This is a genomic window from Streptomyces sp. NPDC087310 (assembly GCF_044744405.1).
GTDB lineage: Bacteria > Actinomycetota > Actinomycetes > Streptomycetales > Streptomycetaceae > Streptomyces.
The window spans coordinates 121,582-138,847 of the sequence record NZ_JBIUYF010000004.1; the positions used below are offsets into that span (position 1 = coordinate 121,582).

Annotated in this window: 16 protein-coding genes; 12 read left to right on the plus strand and 4 right to left on the minus strand. The window is 68.9% G+C overall.

Annotated elements, in window-relative coordinates; translation table 11 throughout:
* Positions 1-35: 35 nt before the first annotated feature.
* A complete protein-coding gene (locus ACIO3P_RS15600) occupies positions 36-1,061 on the minus strand; it encodes a chitinase (RefSeq protein WP_401854801.1) in 1,026 nt (341 codons plus the stop codon).
* 280 nt (positions 1,062-1,341) lie between these two features.
* On the opposite strand from ACIO3P_RS15600, the gene ACIO3P_RS15605 reads away from it, so the two are divergent.
* The 4 genes from ACIO3P_RS15605 to ACIO3P_RS15620 are packed head-to-tail and all read left to right on the plus strand — an operon-like array spanning position 1,342 to position 5,930.
* On the plus strand, positions 1,342-1,758 hold the full coding sequence (locus tag ACIO3P_RS15605; RefSeq protein WP_401854799.1) for a hypothetical protein: 417 nt from the start codon (positions 1,342-1,344) through the stop codon (positions 1,756-1,758).
* Between the two features lie 4 nt (positions 1,759-1,762).
* Positions 1,763-4,084 (plus strand): bifunctional polysaccharide deacetylase/glycosyltransferase family 2 protein, encoded by a 2,322-nt coding sequence (locus tag ACIO3P_RS15610; protein ID WP_401854798.1) that lies wholly within the window; start codon positions 1,763-1,765, stop codon positions 4,082-4,084.
* Positions 4,084-5,199: an acyltransferase gene (locus tag ACIO3P_RS15615; RefSeq protein WP_401854796.1), complete on the plus strand. Its 1,116-nt coding sequence runs from the start codon at positions 4,084-4,086 to the stop codon at positions 5,197-5,199. The genes ACIO3P_RS15610 and ACIO3P_RS15615 overlap by 1 nt, the downstream gene beginning before the upstream one ends.
* Before the next feature lie 38 nt (positions 5,200-5,237).
* Positions 5,238-5,930, plus strand: a complete 693-nt coding sequence (locus tag ACIO3P_RS15620; RefSeq protein ID WP_401854793.1) for a demethylmenaquinone methyltransferase — start codon at positions 5,238-5,240, stop codon at positions 5,928-5,930.
* Positions 5,931-6,033: 103 nt separating this feature from the next.
* Here the strand turns inward: ACIO3P_RS15620 and ACIO3P_RS15625 are convergent, their stop codons facing one another.
* Complete coding sequence (locus tag ACIO3P_RS15625) at positions 6,034-6,552, minus strand: GNAT family N-acetyltransferase (protein WP_329828463.1); 519 nt, start codon at positions 6,550-6,552, stop codon at positions 6,034-6,036.
* A gap of 98 nt (positions 6,553-6,650) precedes the next feature.
* On the opposite strand from ACIO3P_RS15625, the gene ACIO3P_RS15630 reads away from it, so the two are divergent.
* The 4 genes from ACIO3P_RS15630 (at position 6,651) to ACIO3P_RS15645 (ending at position 11,445) form a co-directional block, all read left to right on the plus strand.
* Positions 6,651-7,943, plus strand: a complete 1,293-nt coding sequence (locus ACIO3P_RS15630; RefSeq protein WP_329828464.1) for a geranylgeranyl reductase family protein — start codon at positions 6,651-6,653, stop codon at positions 7,941-7,943.
* Positions 7,944-8,069: 126 nt separating this feature from the next.
* Positions 8,070-8,339, plus strand: coding sequence for a hypothetical protein (locus ACIO3P_RS15635; RefSeq protein WP_329829638.1), 270 nt, complete (start codon positions 8,070-8,072; stop codon positions 8,337-8,339).
* Positions 8,332-8,964: a DUF6879 family protein gene (locus ACIO3P_RS15640; protein WP_401854790.1), complete on the plus strand. Its 633-nt coding sequence runs from the start codon at positions 8,332-8,334 to the stop codon at positions 8,962-8,964. The genes ACIO3P_RS15635 and ACIO3P_RS15640 overlap by 8 nt, the downstream gene beginning before the upstream one ends.
* 111 nt (positions 8,965-9,075) lie before the next feature.
* Entirely contained in the window at positions 9,076-11,445 is a 2,370-nt protein-coding gene (locus ACIO3P_RS15645; RefSeq protein ID WP_401854788.1) for an ATP-binding protein, read from the plus strand.
* An 82-nt stretch (positions 11,446-11,527) separates the two neighbouring features.
* Here ACIO3P_RS15645 and ACIO3P_RS15650 read toward each other — a convergent pair whose 3' ends face one another.
* Together ACIO3P_RS15650 and ACIO3P_RS15655 are read right to left on the minus strand one after the other, a co-directional pair.
* Positions 11,528-12,079, minus strand: a complete 552-nt coding sequence (locus ACIO3P_RS15650) for a glycoside hydrolase family 25 protein (protein WP_329828468.1) — start codon at positions 12,077-12,079, stop codon at positions 11,528-11,530.
* Positions 12,080-12,433: 354 nt separating this feature from the next.
* Positions 12,434-13,291, minus strand: coding sequence for a C40 family peptidase (locus ACIO3P_RS15655; RefSeq protein WP_329828470.1), 858 nt, complete (start codon positions 13,289-13,291; stop codon positions 12,434-12,436).
* Positions 13,292-14,149: 858 nt separating this feature from the next.
* On the opposite strand from ACIO3P_RS15655, the gene ACIO3P_RS15660 reads away from it, so the two are divergent.
* From ACIO3P_RS15660 to ACIO3P_RS15675, 4 genes are read left to right on the plus strand one after another with little or no spacing between them, the layout of a single operon-like run.
* The gene (locus tag ACIO3P_RS15660) at positions 14,150-14,509 is read left to right on the plus strand and encodes an NADH-quinone oxidoreductase subunit A (RefSeq protein WP_329828472.1); all 360 of its coding nucleotides are present in this window, start codon (positions 14,150-14,152) and stop codon (positions 14,507-14,509) included.
* 19 nt (positions 14,510-14,528) lie between these two features.
* Positions 14,529-15,083 (plus strand): NADH-quinone oxidoreductase subunit B family protein, encoded by a 555-nt coding sequence (locus ACIO3P_RS15665; RefSeq protein WP_313944763.1) that lies wholly within the window; start codon positions 14,529-14,531, stop codon positions 15,081-15,083.
* Positions 15,080-15,895 carry an NADH-quinone oxidoreductase subunit C gene (locus ACIO3P_RS15670; protein ID WP_329828474.1) on the plus strand — a complete coding sequence of 272 codons (816 nt, stop codon included), beginning with the start codon at positions 15,080-15,082 and terminating at the stop codon, positions 15,893-15,895. Before ACIO3P_RS15665 ends, ACIO3P_RS15670 begins: the two co-directional genes overlap by 4 nt.
* The gene (locus ACIO3P_RS15675; protein ID WP_329828476.1) at positions 15,895-17,262 is read left to right on the plus strand and encodes an NADH-quinone oxidoreductase subunit D; all 1,368 of its coding nucleotides are present in this window, start codon (positions 15,895-15,897) and stop codon (positions 17,260-17,262) included. Before ACIO3P_RS15670 ends, ACIO3P_RS15675 begins: the two co-directional genes overlap by 1 nt.
* The last annotated feature ends 4 nt before the right edge of the window (positions 17,263-17,266 follow it).

Genomic DNA, 17,266 nt, shown 5'->3' on the forward strand with positions numbered 1-17,266 from the left:
GCGGGGGTGCTTCGACGCGGGGCGCCGGTGGGAGATCAGCCCGCCAGCGCCTTCGCGAACGCCCCCGCCGTCTGCTCGACGCCGCTGCACGTGTCGGACGCCTCGGCCGTCGACACCCCGTCCGCACACGCCCGGTCCCGGAACGTCGCCCACATCGAGAGCGCGCCCACCCCCTGCTCCCGGGCGAAGCGGCGCAGCCGTGCGGCGTCCGCGAGGGTGAAGGTCTCGCCCGCGACATCGTTGACGCCGGCCATCGCCGTGATGTGGAGCGACTTCCACGCCCGCGCCGACGACAGACCCAGCGTGGACGCGATCTGGCCATGGGCCGCCCGCGCCGCCCGCTCCGCGTACGCGCCCATGTTCCCGGTGTACGTGGAGCCGTAGTTCATCGCCATGATGTTGACGGCGGAGAGCCGCACGCCGCGCTCCGCCGCGTCGGAGAGGAGCGCGATGCCGCTCTTCTCCAGCCCGTCGGGCATCACCGGCAGGGTGTACGTGACGTCCAGGTCCCGCTCCTCCTGGAGCCGTGCTATCGCCTTGTTCCGCAGGGCGATCGAGGCGCTGTCGGTGAGCGCGTCGCCCTCGATGTCGAAGTCGGCCTTCGTCGCGCCCACGGCGTCGAGCGCCTTCGTATAGGCGGCCACCAGCTCGTCGACACCGCCGCAGGCGAGCGCCGGTTCGGTGCCCGCCGCGCCGCCGAAGGAGACCCGGACATCGGCGCCCGACGCCGTCAGCTTCGCGACACGGGCCTTGACGGCCGCGCTGTCGTACGCCGCCGTACCGCCCCAGGCCGGGGTGCAGCCCTCGCCGTCGCCGGTGACCACGAAGGCCAGGTTGTACGTGTCGGGGGAGCCGGAACCGTCGGTGTCGGCGGCGGTGGTGGCGCTGACGTACGGGGCGAACGCCGTCGCCGTGGCGGCGGTCGCCCCGTTCCCGGCGGCCCTGTCCCCGGGGCCGGCGTCCGCGGCGGTGCCCGTCGCACAGGACGTGCAGGCCAGCGCGAGCGCGGCCGGCCCCGCCGCCCAGGTGACCGTACGCCCGTAACTCCGCGAACTCGGCATGGAGAAATACACCCGCTCTCGTGTGTTCTCGAAGAATGTGCCGGAGGGCAGGAGCCTCCCACACCGGAATGTGGTGACGGAGCACACAGTTCGAGCAGGGCGGTTCGGTGGAAAACCCCAACCCCCCATTCCGAGCAGCGCGTTCGGGGGGATCGCGAATACCTCCTGATGATCGTCGGACCGTATCCCTCTCAGCTCGCTGACAGGAAAAGAAAGAATTCATAGGAACGCGTCGTCACAGGCACAGGTTTCGCACATAAAGGGTGGCCAATCTGCTCGCATGCATTCTGACCCCACCCTTGAGGAACGCCCGGTACGCCCGGACCGGCCGGACCGGCGCCGTAAACGTGGTGCCGGCCGCCCCCAGGCGGGCCCCGTCTTCGTGGACGCCTCCGGGCGCCGGGCCCGCCTGCTGCGCCGCGCCGGGATGGCGCTGGGCGTCGTCACCCTCGGGTATGTCGCCGTCCTGGGGCTCGCCTTCATGGGCGGGATCTCCCTGAGCCCGTCGGAGATCCTGCCGTTCGACGGCGGACCGGCCGCCGCCCAGGAGGGAACGGGGTACGGACCGCCGGGCGGCGCCCCGCCGCCCGGCGCGGGGGAGGCCCCGCCCACGGCGCCCGCCACGGCGCCCCCTTCGGCCGCGGCCTCCGTGGCCCCTTCCGTCTCGGCCTCCGCCTCCACCGGCAGCGACGACTGAGCCGATGCCCCAGAACCCCACCCCCGCCCCCACCCCCGCGGGCAAGCGCCGGCACGCCACCCCCTCCCGCATCGAGCGTGTCGGGCGCCAGGCGATCCCCAAGCCCCGGGTGATCTTCGCCTTGCTGCTGCTGGTCGGCCTCGTCAGCGTGCTGCTGCTCGACGGCTATCTGCGCTCCGAGGTCGGCGGCGACCAGCGGATCCGCTCCGACGCGAGCAACAGCGAGGTCCCCGACAGCGTGGCCGACGGCGGTCCCATCCTGAGCTTCGCGGGCGGCCGGGTGCGCACCCAGTCCGTGGCGGACAAGACCATCGTGCTGACCTTCGACGACGGGCCCGATCCCGAGTACACGGAGAAGGTCCTCAAGATCCTGAACGACCAGGACGTGCCCGGCACGTTCTTCCTCATCGGCTCGATGGTCTCGCGCTATCCGGGCGTGGTGAAGGACATGGTCGACCAGGGGAACGAGGTCGGTATCCACACCTTCACGCATGTCGATCTCTCGTACCAGAGCGCCTCCCGCGTCAAACGCGAGATCGCCCAGACGCAACTCGCGCTGGCGGGCGCCGCGGGGATCACGACGACGCTGTTCCGGGCCCCGTACTCCTCGAAGAACGACGCGATCGACAACGAGAGCTGGCCGATCTACCAGCGCCTCGGCGCGATGGGGTACACGAGCGTCTTCATCGACACCGACAGCGAGGACTGGCAGGAGCCGGGCGTCAGCAAGATCATCAAGTGGGCGACGCCGAAGGACGGCGACGGGGCGGCGGTGCTCTTCCACGACGCGGGCGGCGACCGTACGGAGACGCTGAAGGCGCTGCCGCGGTACATCAAGAAGATGAAGGCGAAGGGCTACACCTTCACGACGGTCAGCGGCGCCCAGCAGGCGGACCGCGCGGCGGACCAGTCGGCCGGCGGCACCGCCGGGGGCGGCCCCGCAGGCCCACCGGGGGCCGGAAACACGAACGGAGACACGAGCGCGAACGGAGCCGGGAACGCGAACTCCGGCGTCAACATCGCGCAGATGGCCCACCGCAAGGCCACCGGCACCACCCTCTGGGAGGGCAAGGCCCTGATCGCCGCCGTGGCCGTCGCCGAGTGGTCCGTCCCCGGTCTCGCCACCGGCCTCGCGGTCGTCGGCGTCGCCGTGATGGCCCGGTTCGGGCTGATGCTCCTCCTCGCCCGCCGCCACCACCGGCAGCGCAACAGACGCCGCTTCACATGGGGGCCGCCGGTGTACGAACCGGTGAGCGTGATCGTGCCCGCGTACAACGAGAAGGAGTGCATCGCCAACACGCTCCACTCCCTCGCCGCGAGCAGCCATCCGATCGAGATCGTCGTCGTGGACGACGGCTCTACCGACGGCACCGCCGAGATCGCGGAGTCCCTGGGGCTGCCCAACGTACGGGTCATCCGCCAGGAGAACGCGGGCAAGTCCGCCGCCCTCAACAACGGGGTGCGCCAGGCCGGTCACGACATCGTGGTGATGATGGACGGCGACACGGTCTTCGAGCCCGACACCGTACGGGAGCTGGTGCAGCCCTTCGGTGACGAGCGGGTCGGCGCCGTCGCGGGCAACGCCAAGGTCGGCAACCGCGACACCGTCATCGGGGCCTGGCAGCACATCGAGTACGTGATGGGCTTCAACCTCGACCGGCGGATGTACGACGTCCTCGGCTGCATGCCCACCATCCCCGGCGCGATCGGCGCCTTCCGCCGCCGGGCCGTCCTCGAAGTCGGCGGCATGAGCGAGGACACCCTCGCCGAGGACACCGACATCACCATCGCGCTGCACCGGGCCGGCTGGCGGGTCGTGTACGCGGAGCACGCGCGCGCCTGGACCGAGGCGCCGGCGAGCGTGGGACAGCTCTGGCGCCAGCGCTACCGCTGGAGTTACGGCACGATGCAGGCGCTGTGGAAGCACCGCGGATCGGTCCTGGACAAGGGGCCCTCGGGCCGGTTCGGCCGGGTCGGCATGCCGCTGGTGGTGCTCTTCCAGATCGTCACGCCCGTCTTCGCCCCGCTCATCGACGTGTTCACCGTCTACGCGATGATCTTCGTCGACTTCCAGGCGTCGCTGCTGGCGTGGCTGGCGGTCCTCCTCGTCCAACTGCTCTGCGCGGCCTACGCGTTCCGGCTCGACAAGGAGAAGTACCGGTATCTGCTGATGATGCCGCTGCAACAGATCGCGTACCGGCAGTTGATGTATCTGGTGCTGATCCACTCCAGCGTCACCGCGCTCACAGGCGGCCGGCTGCGCTGGCAGAAGCTCAAGCGCACCGGTGAGGTCGGCGCGCCGCGCCCCGGGTCGGGGGCGGCCTGATGGCGGGCGCGCACCGCAGGAGGGCGCTGCCGCCGGAGGCGGTACGAGCGGCAGCCGCGGCGCCAGTACCCCGTACCCCGGGCTCGGCTCCCCCTCCCATCGGCCGGGACCGATACATGGACGCGCTGCGCGCCCTGGCGCTGATCCGCGTCGTCACATACCACACCTTCGAGTGGCCCTGGCTGGGCCTGGTCTTCCCCTCCATGGGGGTGATGTTCGCGCTCGCGGGGTCGCTGATGGCGCGATCCCTGGAGCGGCCCGCCGGGAAGGTGATCCGGAGCAGGCTGCGGCGGCTGCTGGTGCCGATGTGGGTGTTCGGGGCCGTACTCGTCGTGGCCATGGCGCAGCACGGGTGGCTGCCGGGCGCCGACGCCGTCTACTGGGTGCTGCCGGTCGGGGACCCGCCCGGCGACGCCTGGGGCGAGCAGGCGTGGGCGGTGCTCTGGTACCTGCGGACGTATCTGTGGTTCGTCCTGCTCTCGCCCGTCCTGCTGAGGCTCTTCCGGCGCGCGCCGCTCCCCGTACTCCTGCTGTCGCTCGTCCCGGTCGTGGTCTTCGAGACCCTGTGGACCCTGCCGGACGGGCGGCTCGGCGCCGCGCTCAGCGATCTGTCCGTCTTCCTCTTCTGCTGGCTGCTCGGCTTCGCGCACCGCGACGGGGTGCTCGACCGGCTCCGCCCGGGGCGCGTGGTCGCGGTGGCGCTCCCGGTGATGGCGGTCGGCGCGTGGTGGGCGTTCCACCACCGGGTGGACGGTACGTACGACCTGGACGACATCCCGCTCGCGCAGGCCCTGTGGTCCGCGGGGTTCGTGGTGCTGCTGTTGCGGTTCCGGCCGGACTTCGGGTGGCTCGCGCGCCGTCCCGTGGCCGACCGGGTGGTCCGGGTCTTCAACGCGCGCGCGGTGACGATCTATCTCTGGCACGAGGTCGCGCTGATGGTGAGCGTGCCGGTGATCGACGTGATGTGGAACATCCCCGCCTTCGAGCGGGACCTGCCGCTCGACAGCGCGTGGTTCCAGTTCGGGATCGCCTGGGTGCTGATCGCGGCGGCCGTGGCGCTCTTCGGGTGGGTGGAGGACGTGGCGGCGAAACGACCGCCGAGACTGCTGCCCTGACACCGGTCGGCGGGTCCAGCCCTGTCACACTGAACAACGTGACCCGAGCCTCCCTGGACAAGCAGCCGCACGAAGTCGCCTCGATGTTCGACGACGTGGCGGAGAACTACGACCTCACGAACGACGTGCTCTCGCTCGGCCAGGACCGGCGATGGCGCAAGGAGGTCGCCAAGGCGGTGCACGCGCGCCCGGCCGAGAGGGTCCTCGACCTGGCGGCCGGCACGGCCACCTCCTCCCAGGCGTTCGCCGCGACCGGCGCGTACGTCGTGCCGTGCGACTTCTCGCTGGGGATGCTGCGCGAGGGCAAGAAGCGGCACGCGTGGATGCCGTTCACGGCGGGCGACGCGACGAAGCTGCCCTTCGCCGACGAGGTCTTCGACGCCGTGACGATCTCCTTCGGCCTGCGCAACGTCCAGGACACGGACGAGGCGCTGCGCGAGCTGTACCGGGTGACGAAGCCGGGCGGCCGGATCGTGATCTGCGAGTTCTCGCACCCGACCTGGGCGCCCTTCAGGACCGTCTACACGGAGTACCTGATGCGGGCGCTCCCGCCGGCCGCGCGCGCCGTCTCGTCCAACCCGGACGCGTACGTCTACCTCGCCGAGTCCATCCGCGACTGGCCCGACCAGCCCGCGCTGGCGTCCCGGCTCCAGGGCGCGGGCTGGTCGAAGGTGGCGTGGCGGAACCTGACGGGCGGGATCGTGGCGCTGCACCGGGGCGTACGGGCCTGACGGTTCGGGGCCCGGCTCCGGGCACTCGCACCCGACGAGCAAGGGCGCGCCCCACTCATAGGCTCCTCGACTCATAGGCTCCTCGACTCCTCGACTCCTCGACTCACAACTCCAACCGGTAGCAGTGCGCCTCCTGCCGGGACACCGGTCCGACGTATGTCTCCGCCCGTTCCATCCCCAGCCGCCGCGTCACCGCGACCGAGCGCGCGTTACGGGAGTCCACCATCGCCACGACCCGGCCGACGCCCGCCGCCCGTACCCGCTCCAGCGTGGTCCGCGCGGCGGCGGTCACGTACCCCCGGCCCCAGTGCGCCCGGCCCAGCCGCCACCCGATCTCGATCTCGCCCACCGGCCCGAACGACGCGTGCGGCCAGGGCTGGGCGCCCGTGAAGCCGATCACCTCCCCGGACCCGTCCAGCATCGTCCAGAGGCAGAAACCGTGCTCGGCGTCGTGGCGTCGCTGCCGGGCGGTCAGCTCCTCGTACACGGACATCTCGGCCGGCGTACCGCCGTGGAACTCCATCACCTCGGGGTCGTCGAAGACGCGGTGCCAGGCGAAGGCGTCCTCCTCGGTGGGGACGCGGAGCTGCACCACGGGGAGCGGTTCGGTCACATGGGTCATGGCGGCAGCCCTTCACTGGGGGGATCAGTACGCACCCATAGACTGCACAGGACCAGTGCCGTCCGGTACACGATTTCGAGTCTTCGGGAGAACCCGCTGTGACCGAGCCCCAGCCCCTCTCCGAGAACACCGCGGACGTCATCGTCGTCGGAGCCGGTCCGGCCGGTGCCACGACCGCGTACTACCTCGCCAAGGCGGGCCTGGACGTCCTGTTGCTGGAGAAGACCGCGTTCCCGCGCGAGAAGGTGTGCGGTGACGGTCTCACCCCGCGCGCCACCAAGCAGCTCGTGTCGATGGGCATCGACATCTCCGAAGAGGCCGGCTGGCTGCGCAACAAGGGGCTGCGGATCATCGGCGGCGGCGTACGGCTCCAGCTCGACTGGCCGGACCTGGCCTCGTACCCGGACTACGGCCTGGTCCGCAAGCGCGACGACTTCGACGAGCAGCTCGCCCGGCAGGCCCAGAAGGCCGGCGCCCGGCTGCACGAGCGCTGCAACGTCGGCGCCCCGATCACCGACGCGCGTACGGGCCGGATCACCGGCGTCCACGCCAAGCTGGGCGAGGAGAAGACCCCGGTCACCTTCCACGCGCCGCTCGTCGTCGCCGCCGACGGCAACTCGACGCGGCTGTCGCTCGCGATGGGGCTGCACCGCCGCGAGGACCGCCCGATGGGCGTGGCGGTACGGACGTACTTCACCTCGCCCCGCCACGACGACGACTACCTGGAGTCCTGGCTGGAGCTGTGGGACCGACGCGGCCCGGGCCCCGACAAGCTGCTGCCCGGCTACGGCTGGATCTTCGGCATGGGCGACGGTACGTCCAACGTCGGGCTCGGCATCCTCAACTCCTCCTCCGCGTACAAGGAGCTGGACTGGCGCGAGGTGCTGAAGGCGTGGTGCGCGTCGATGCCCGAGGACTGGGGCTACACCCCCGACAACATGACGATGCCGATCCGCGGCGCAGCGCTCCCGATGGCCTTCAACCGCCAGCCGCACTACACCAAGGGCCTGCTCCTGGTCGGCGACGCGGGCGGCATGGTCAACCCGTTCAACGGCGAGGGCATCGCGTACGCCATGGAGTCGGGCCAGATCGCGGCGGACGTCATCGTCCAGGCCCACGCCCGCGCCACCCCCGCCCAGCGCGAACTGGCCCTGCTGCACTACCCGAAGGTCCTCAAGGACACCTACGGCGGCTACTACACGATGGGCCGCGCCTTCGTGAAGCTCATCGGCAACCCGAAGGTCATGAAACTCGCGACGGAACGCGGACTGACGCATCCACTGCTGATGAAATTCACGCTCAAGATGCTGGCGAACCTGACGGACCCGACGGGCGGCGACGCGATGGACCGCATCATCAACGGGCTTTCCAAGGTGGCGCCGAAGGCGTGACGCGGCTCGGCAACTCACCCGAAAGTTTGGGGTGTTGGCTCGTCATGTCCTTACTGTCGAGTCGTCAGGTTTCCTAGAATCGAGGCCACTTCATATGTGATCGACGCCTATCGAAAGGGTGTTCACATGGCCCGTCCTTGGGAGGCCGATCCGTCGGCGTCGTTTTCACGACGGTTAGGGAAATCGGCGGAGGAACTGGACGTCACCAATGGGAAAGACGGATGCCCCGACATCTGGGAGCTGGACAACGGTGACATCGCTGTCGTAGGCAGGGACCTCACGGACGCGTACCGGCTCCGTATCCCGGCAGGTGCGTCGATCGCTGACGATGAGCGACTGGTCGTCATCCCCGGATGCATGGTGCGCGCGGCGAAGCCGGATATCGCGGATGCGTGATCGTAGCGTTCTCACGTTTGAAGAGCATCAGGGAGAGCGGCTTCTCCTGGACCAGTACCGACGTGACTTCCGGCAGCGCGACGAAACGATCACCGGCCGGGACAGTTGGAAGTTCGAGCGGAGACAGCATTTCGAGGAGCTGGGCTCGCCCAGTTGGGAAGCCTTTCGACGCGGTGACTGGAGCGAAGCTCTACGGCTCATGGCGGAGAACGGCACCACGTACTGGGCCCAGGTCGCCCAGGAGGACCGAGCGCGGGGCAGCGTCTTCCACCGTGTCCGGATCGTGGAAGAGCCGCTGACTCCGTATCTCCAGTGGGAGTTGAACTCCCTTCGGGTTCAGGCCGAGTGCGGGCTTCCGATTCGTGTGGTCGGCGGCGACCAGCTCAAGGCGCTGGAGGCCACTGCTCCGCTGCCGGAGATCGTCGTTCTGGGAAGCCAGGTTCTGTACGAGGTCGTCTACACCGAGGCCGGACTTCTGGACGGGGGCATTCGTTTCGCCGATTCCGGTCTCATCGGGCGCTGGGAAGGCTTCATCAAGGAGCTGTACGAGGACGGCGAGGACATCATTTCCTACGTCGATCGCCATGTGGCACATCTGCCTCCTCCTCGGGTGGAAGGGGAGTAGAAGATCACCAGGAGCGGTGAGGGCGAAGAGAACCCGAGAACCACGAGAAGCAGCCGACAGGCGAACCCCGCCGGGACACACTCCGACCTGTCGGGGACCTCTCGTGATGTGGTGCAGGCGGGACAGGTCACCGGCGATATCCACTTCCATGGCTACGACAAAGGCAGCCACCGCGGCCAGAGCCCAAGACCCCGCCAACTCCCGGCGGACATCAGGAATTTCGTCAATCGCGCGGAGCAGTTGCAGAAGCTGGACACGGCGCTGTCAGGCGTCGGAGGCCCGGCGCCCCCTGACGACCGCAGGAAACTCTTCGACGTCTCCGTACACGTCATCGTCGGCACAGCCGGATCGGGCAAGACCTCGCTCGCTCTGCACTGGGCACACCAGGTGGCAGACCGCTTCCCCGACGGGCATCTTTACGCCAATCTACGTGGCTACGATCCCGGAGCGCCGCTCACCGCAGCGGAGTTGCTGCCCCGATTCCTGATCGCGCTGGGGACTCCGCCCGACGCGGTCCCTCCTGATCCCGAAGCCGCCGCCGCGCTCTACCGCTCCCTGCTGGCCGACCGCAGCATGCTGATCGTCCTGGACAATGCCGCCACGGTCGCCCAGGTCCGTCCGCTGCTGCCGGGGAACGCCCGCTGCCTGACGGTCGTCACCAGCCGTGGGCGGCTGTCCGGACTCACCATCCGCGACGGTGCGGACCGGTTGACCCTCGGCACCCTGGCGGAGCCGGAGGCGGTCGCCCTGCTCCGTACCATCACCGCCGACCACCGGTCCGACGACAGCTATCAACTGGCCGAACTCGCCCGGCTGTGTGCCCGCCTGCCACTCGCCCTGCGCATCGCCGCCGAACGCGCCTCCAATCAACCACACATGCGGCTGGACGAACTGATCGCTGATCTGCGGGACGAATCGGCGCTGTGGGACGCTCTGAGCGCCGGGGACGAGGAAGAATCCGAGGCCGTACGCGCGGTGTTCGCCTGGTCCTATCGCGCCCTGCCACCGGCCGCCGCCCGGATGTTCGGCTTGCTGGGGCTGCACCCCGGGCCGTGGATCTCCGCCGCAGCAGCAGCAGCCCTGGCAGGCGTCGAAGTGCGTCGTGCGCGTCAACTCCTGGACACACTGATGGGCGCACATCTCCTGGAACAGAAAGCACCGAACCGGTTCGAATTCCATGACCTTTTACGCGCCTACGCCAGAGATCAGGTGCGGCGGGAGGTGTCCCCGGAGGGCCGGAAGGACGCGCTTCTCCGCCTTCTCGAATGGTACGTGCACACGTCCGACGCGGCCCAGGTGTGGATCTCGCCCGACGAGGAGCACCTCGTCACTGACCCTCCCGGAGACGGCGTATCACCGCTGGTCCTCGCGGACTACGACCAGGCCGTCGACTGGTCGGAACAGGAGCAGGCCAACTTTCTGCCCATGGTCCGGGCAGCCGAGGCATCCGGCCTTGACGCCCATGCCTGGCGGCTGCCGGCGATCCTTTGGAATGCGAAGGCGCCCTCCGCCCTCACCGCGGACTGGATGGCCATGGGCAGGATCGGTCTCTCCGCCGCCCGTCGCCTCGGCGACCGCCCGGCGGAGGCCATCCTCCTGGAGGACCTGGGATTCGCATACACCGACATCAACATGCTGGCCGACAGTCTCTCCTGCCATCAGGCGGCACTCGAAATCCGGCAGGAGGTGAACGACAGATACGGAGAAGCCAATTCACTCAATGCCCTGGGCCTGGTGCATCTGCGCAAGAGACAGCTCGCCGGCGCGGAAGCCCCGCTGGAGCAGGCATCCGAGCTCTTCGGAGAGCTGGGAGAGACGCACTGGCAAGCCGTGTCCGACACCAATCTCGCGCAAGCCCACTATCAGGCCGGTCGCCTTGCGGAGGCCGCCGAGCGCCTTCAGCGTGCCTTGTCCTTTCACCGGCGGCGAGGGAACGCACGTAGCATCGGCAACGCTCTCTGGATCCTGAGCGCAATTCACCTGGATCGTGGAGAGTTCCAGGACGCCCTGCGGACCGCCGAGGAAGCGGTACGGATCGCCCTGGATCTGCGCAGCCATGTCGCGGAAGGCTGGTGGCTGATCGCTCTCGGCAACGCGCACCGGGCGCTGACGCGGTACGGCGACGCGCTCACTGCCTATCAGCGCTCGGCGATGCTGCACGGTCGGCTGGGCGACCGAAGCCGTGAGGCACTGGCCTGGCAGGGGGCGGGGGAGACCTACGCGCTGCTCGGCCGTCCCGACGAGGCCGTCAACTTCCACCGTGCGGCCGTCGCGGTCCACCGCGAACTGGGCGACGCATGGCACGAGGCGATAGCGCTTGAAGGACTGGGCGCGGCGCTGCGTCACGCGGAGGCAGGCACGGAGGGAGACACCGCGGGACAGCACTGGACGAGGGCGCTCGAACTCCTCGCCGCTTACGACGATCCGCGTGCTGCGGCGACACGCGAACGCGTGGCACTACGGCTGAGCGAGGTGACGTAGGGCGGCGTCGTGGCGCACGGGCAGGGATCCGGGGCGCGGATCGACCGGTGCCGGGGCGGGGACCCGGACCCGGTGGGGGACCTCAGCCCTTTCTGGCCCACTTCTTCAGCGCGGCACGGTCGGCGAACTGACCGAGGTTCGTGTCGAGCGGGCTGTCGGTGTACTGGTGGAACTTCCACGCGGCCTGGATCCGGGGCTTCCCGGCGGTCACGTAGTCGGCGATCCAGAGGGCGTCGCCCGCGTTGCTGGTCGTGTCGCGGTTCAGCCAGTAGTCCCGGTTGCAGTACAGCCCGACGCGATGCGTCTCCCCGCGCAGCCGCTTCACCTCGGCGAGGAAGGCGTCCTTCTCCGCGTTGGAGACATCGCTGTCCTCCCAGTCCGCGAAGAGGGGGTCGTAGGCGATGCTGGAACACTCCTCGACGAAGTACCTGGCCTGGGCCTTCATGTTCCCGCCCCGCAGGAAGTGGTAGAACCCGACAACAAGCCCGGCCGCCCGGCCGTGAGCGGCCTGGGCGGACATCCTCGGGTTGATGTACGAGGTGCCTTCGGTGGCTTTGACGAACACGAAGTCGAAGCCGGAGGTGGTGTAGTTCGAACTCTGATACGACGAGACGTCGATGCCTTTTATGGTCATGGGGGGAGCTTCCTCCTGGCCAGACGATGTAGGGATCGTCTGGCGTGTGGTGCGAAATGACGTAAGTGTCTTCTACCCAGGAGGAGTTAGCTTGCCATCACTCGATCGGGTTAAGTGCGAGCTTGATCAGATCTTGAGGATCAGGGCCGGAGCCCTGGACGCACACCCCGGAGCCGCGATCATCGAACCAGGGAGGAGGGCGGACCGCCCGCCATCGCTCACCCCTGGCTCACCCCGACAGGCCGCCCACCCGCCACGACGCACCCCGGGCGCGCCTCAACGGCGGAAGCCCGCATCCCCGGGGCGGGGTGCGGGTCTTCGCCGTGGGGCGTGGGGCGTGGGGCGTGGGCCGTATTAGAGGACGCGGACCGCGCCGCTCGGCGGGTCGTAGTCCAGGGAAGCCTTGACGACGCCCTTGCTCGGGTTCTGCGCGCCGATGAACTCGCCGCCGCCGATGTAGATCGCCGTGTGGTACGCGCTGCCCGCGCCACCCCAGTAGAGGATGTCGCCCGGCTGGAGGTTGTCCAGGGAGACCTGCGTGCCCGCCACCGACTGGTCCTGCGAGACGCGGGGGAGGTCGACGCCGATCTGGCTGAACGCGGCCTGGACGAGGCCGGAGCAGTCCCAGGCGTTCGGGCCCGTGGAGCCCATGATGTACGCGTCGCCGACCTGCGCCTGCGCGAAGGCGACGACGGACGCGGCGGAGCCGGTGGCCTGCGAGGTGGTCTCGGAGACCGTGTTCGAGGACGAGGACGAGCCCGTGCTGGATCCGGAGTCCGAGTTCGAGGTGGAGGCGAGCGTCGTGCGCTCGGTGGAGCGGGAGGCGCGCTCGGCGGCCTCCGCGGCCTTGGCGGCCTTCACTCTCGCCTCTTCGGCCTTCCGCTTGGCCTCGGCCTTGCGCTCGGCCTCCGCCTTCGCCGTCTTGGCGGTCTTGGCCGCCTTCGCGGCTGCGGCGTCCTGCTGGGCCTGGAGGTCCAGGGTGTTGGCCACTCGCTGGGTCGCGTCGGCGGACCGGGCGAAGTCACCGGCGAGGCCGGCGGTGAGGGTGGGCATTTCGATGGTCTCGGTCACCGGCTCGGCGTTCGCCGGCGCGGCGGCACCTGCGACCGCGATCGTGCTGAGGACGCCACCGGCGACTCCGGCCCGAAGGGTGACGCGCGGGGTGCTCCTGCGGGGTTTCCGATGGCTGGGTATCTGAGCGGTGTGGGACATGAGACCAACGGCTATCAGGTCAGCCCGGGTTCCCGTCAAGAAACGTGGGGTGCGCCACAGTTGCGTCCGGAATCTGTGAATCCGCTTTCCGCGAGCTCTTATTGACGCCGTAACGGGCAAACCGGGCAAGGGTGATCATGGCCGTGATCATGGGCTTTCCGATAAACGTCCGAATTGCCTGTCGCCTACCATTGCTTCGCACTCATGGCCAAGCCCCCTTCTTTGGGGGGTTGAGTGAAGTGGCGCAGGTCACTTTCCCGTCTCGCAGATAACGGCTCGGTCACTGTTCGACCGTCGGTCCGGTCACATGAGGTGTAAGGCGTTCCCGGTCGAGGTCTTTCCGGTGCTTCACCGGGGTCGTTCTGTCCCTCGCGCGCTCGCGCGAGGGATGCCCGGAGGGTGTCTCCGCGCTCGCGCCGGGTTGCTCGTGAATGCGTGCACATATCCACATCGGTCCACCTGGAGCCCGCCGGTCCCTCGCCCGGGTGACCCCCGGCGCCGTATCACTCGAAAGTGTCTCATCGCCAATTTGCTTGTACGGTGCATCTCTTGATAGAGCGACACGCCTCTGGCCAGCACCGACGGGCTCGAATGTCACGTCTGGTGATCACGTGGCCGCTTCGCGTATGAAGATCACCCCTCATCCGGCTTCATGATCCTTCGTCAGGTGGTGGAGATCACAAAGTCGCCGCTGTACCCCGTGTCGCAGATCACAGCCCACCGGGCATAGGATGCGGGGCAGCCGGGCTTGTGAACTGCCTCACATGTGCGCGATCTTCGGCGATCCGCGACGAGGCGGCGAGGCGGTCCGCCCGGTGCGATCCAACGGTCAAGGACGACTGGAAGGAGCTGAGGGGCGTGAATGCCTACGCACCCATCCTCGTGCTCGGCGCCCTCGGGGCCGGGTTTGCGATCTTCTCCGTGGTCATGGCCACGCTTATCGGCCCAAAGCGCTACAACCGGGCGAAAGTCGAAGCGTACGAGTGCGGCATCGAGCCCACGCCGACGCCGGCCGGGGGCGGCCGATTCCCCATCAAGTACTACCTGACGGCGATGCTCTTCATCATTTTCGATATTGAGGTCGTCTTCCTTTACCCCTGGGCGGTCACCTTCGACTCCCTGGGGATTTTCGGGCTCGTGGAGATGCTGCTCTTCGTGCTCACCGTCTTCGTCGCCTACGCGTATGTGTGGCGGCGCGGCGGTCTGGAATGGGACTAAAGGGGCTGAGGGGCCACCAATGGGACTCGAAGAGAAGCTGCCGAGCGGTTTCCTGCTGACCACCGTCGAACAGGCATCGGGCTGGGTACGGAAGTCCTCCGTCTTCCCCGCGACGTTCGGTCTGGCCTGCTGCGCCATCGAGATGATGACGACCGGCGCCGGGCGGTACGACCTGGCGCGGTTCGGCATGGAGGTCTTCCGCGGCTCGCCGCGCCAGGCCGATCTGATGATCGTGGCGGGGCGGGTGAGCCAGAAGATGGCGCCCGTCCTGAGGCAGGTCTACGACCAGATGCCCAACCCCAAGTGGGTGATCTCCATGGGGGTCTGCGCCTCGTCGGGCGGGATGTTCAACAACTACGCGATCGTGCAGGGCGTCGACCATGTCGTCCCTGTCGATATCTATCTGCCCGGCTGCCCACCACGTCCCGAGATGCTGATGGACGCCATTCTCAAGCTTCACCAGAAGATCCAGAGCTCCAAGCTCGGGGTCAACGCGGAGGAAGCGGCCCGCGAGGCGGAGGAGGCGGCCCTCAAGGCGCTCCCGTTGATCGAGATGAAGGGGCTGCTGCGGTGAGTGACAAGCAGCGATCCGGGGATGACGAGCGGCGGCCCGGGGACGACAAGCACCGCGACCGGCCGTCCGGAAGCGGCGAGCAGGCGCCGGGGAGCGACGAGCAGGCGTCCGGGGCGAACGTTCCCTCCGCGCGCGGCCGGGCTGACGAGCCCATCCGCGTACAGAAGGGCATGTTCGGCGCCAACAACGGCGGGGACACCTCCGGTTACGGCGGTCTCGTACGGACCGTGACGCTGCCGGGCGCCTCCTCCCGCCCGTACGGCGGCCCCGGCGGGGTCTTCGACGAGATCGCCGACGAGTTGGAGGGCGCGCTGGAGGAGCAGGGCCTCGTCCCCGCGAACGCCATCGGGAAGACGGTCGTCGACCGTGCCGAGCTGACCTTCCACATCGAGCGCGAGCACCTCGTCCAGGTGGCGCGCACCCTGCGCGACGACCCGGCCCTGCGCTTCGAGCTGTGCACGGGGGTGTCCGGCGTCCACTACCCCGACGACAAGGGCCGTGAGCTGCACGCCGTCTACCACCTGCGTTCGCTCACCCACGGCCGGCTGATCCGCCTGGAGGTCTCCGCCCCGGACGCCGATCCGCACGTACCGTCCCTGGTCGCGGTCTATCCGACCAACGACTGGCACGAGCGCGAGACGTACGACTTCTTCGGCCTGATCTTCGACGGCCACCCCGCCCTGACCCGGATCATGATGCCGGACGACTGGCAGGGCTTCCCGCAGCGCAAGGACTACCCGCTCGGCGGTATCCCCGTCGAGTACAAGGGCGCCCAGATCCCGGCTCCGGACCAGCGGAGGTCGTACTCCTGATGACCACTTCACACCCCTCCGCGTCGCAGGACTCCGCCCCGGACGCCTTCGACGCGCTCGCCTCCGCCCGGGAGACCACCGAGGGCACCGTCTACACGGTCACGGGCGGCGACTGGGACGAGGTCGTCCAGTCCGCCGCCAAGGCCGACGACGAGCGGATCGTCGTCAACATGGGTCCCCAGCACCCCTCCACGCACGGGGTGCTGCGGCTGATCCTGGAGATCGAGGGCGAGACCGTCACCGAGGCCCGCTGCGGCATCGGCTATCTGCACACCGGTATCGAGAAGAACCTCGAATTCCGCAACTGGACGCAGGGCACCACCTTCGTCACGCGCATGGACTACCTGACGTCGTTCTTCAACGAGACGGCGTACTGCCTGGGCGTCGAGAAGCTGCTCGGCATCGAGGACGACATCCCGGACCGGGCCACGCTCATCCGCGTCCTGCTGATGGAGCTGAACCGGCTCTCGTCGCACCTCGTCTGTCTCGCCACCGGCGGGATGGAGCTGGGCGCGACCACGATCATGATCTACGGATTCCGCGATCGTGAACTGATTCTCGATGCCTACGAGATGATCACCGGGCTGCGGATGAACCACGCGTTCATCCGTCCCGGCGGGCTCGCCCAGGACCTCCCCCCGGGCGCCGTCGACTCCCTGCGCGAGCTGCTGAAGACGCTGCGGAAGAACCTGCCGGAGTACGACCAGCTCGCCACCGGCAACCCGATCTTCAAGGCCCGTATGCAGGACGTCGGCTATCTCGACCTGACCGGCTGCATGGCGCTGGGCGCCACCGGGCCGATCCTGCGCTCCGCCGGGCTCCCGCACGACCTGCGCAGGAGCGACCCGTACTGCGGTTACGAGACGTTCGAGTTCGACGTCCCGACCGCCGACACCTGCGACGCGTACGGCCGCTTCCTCATCCGCCTGGAGGAGATGCGCCAGTCGCTGCGGATCGTCGAACAGTGCCTGGACCGGCTGGAGCCGGGCCCGGTGATGGTCGCCGACAAGAAGATCGCCTGGCCCGCGCAGCTCGCGCTCGGCCCGGACGGCCTGGGCAACTCCCTCGACCACATCAAGAACATCATGGGCACGTCCATGGAGGCTCTGATCCATCACTTCAAGCTGGTGACGGAGGGCTTCCGGGTCCCGGCCGGTCAGGCGTACGCCGCCGTGGAGTCGCCCAAGGGCGAACTCGGCGCGCATGTCGTCTCCGACGGGGGCACCCGCCCGTACCGCGTGCACTTCCGCGATCCGTCCTTCACCAATCTCCAGGCCATGGCGGCGATGTGCGAGGGCGGCCAGGTCGCCGACGTCATCGTCGCCGTCGCGTCCATCGACCCCGTGATGGGAGGCGTCGACCGGTGACCGC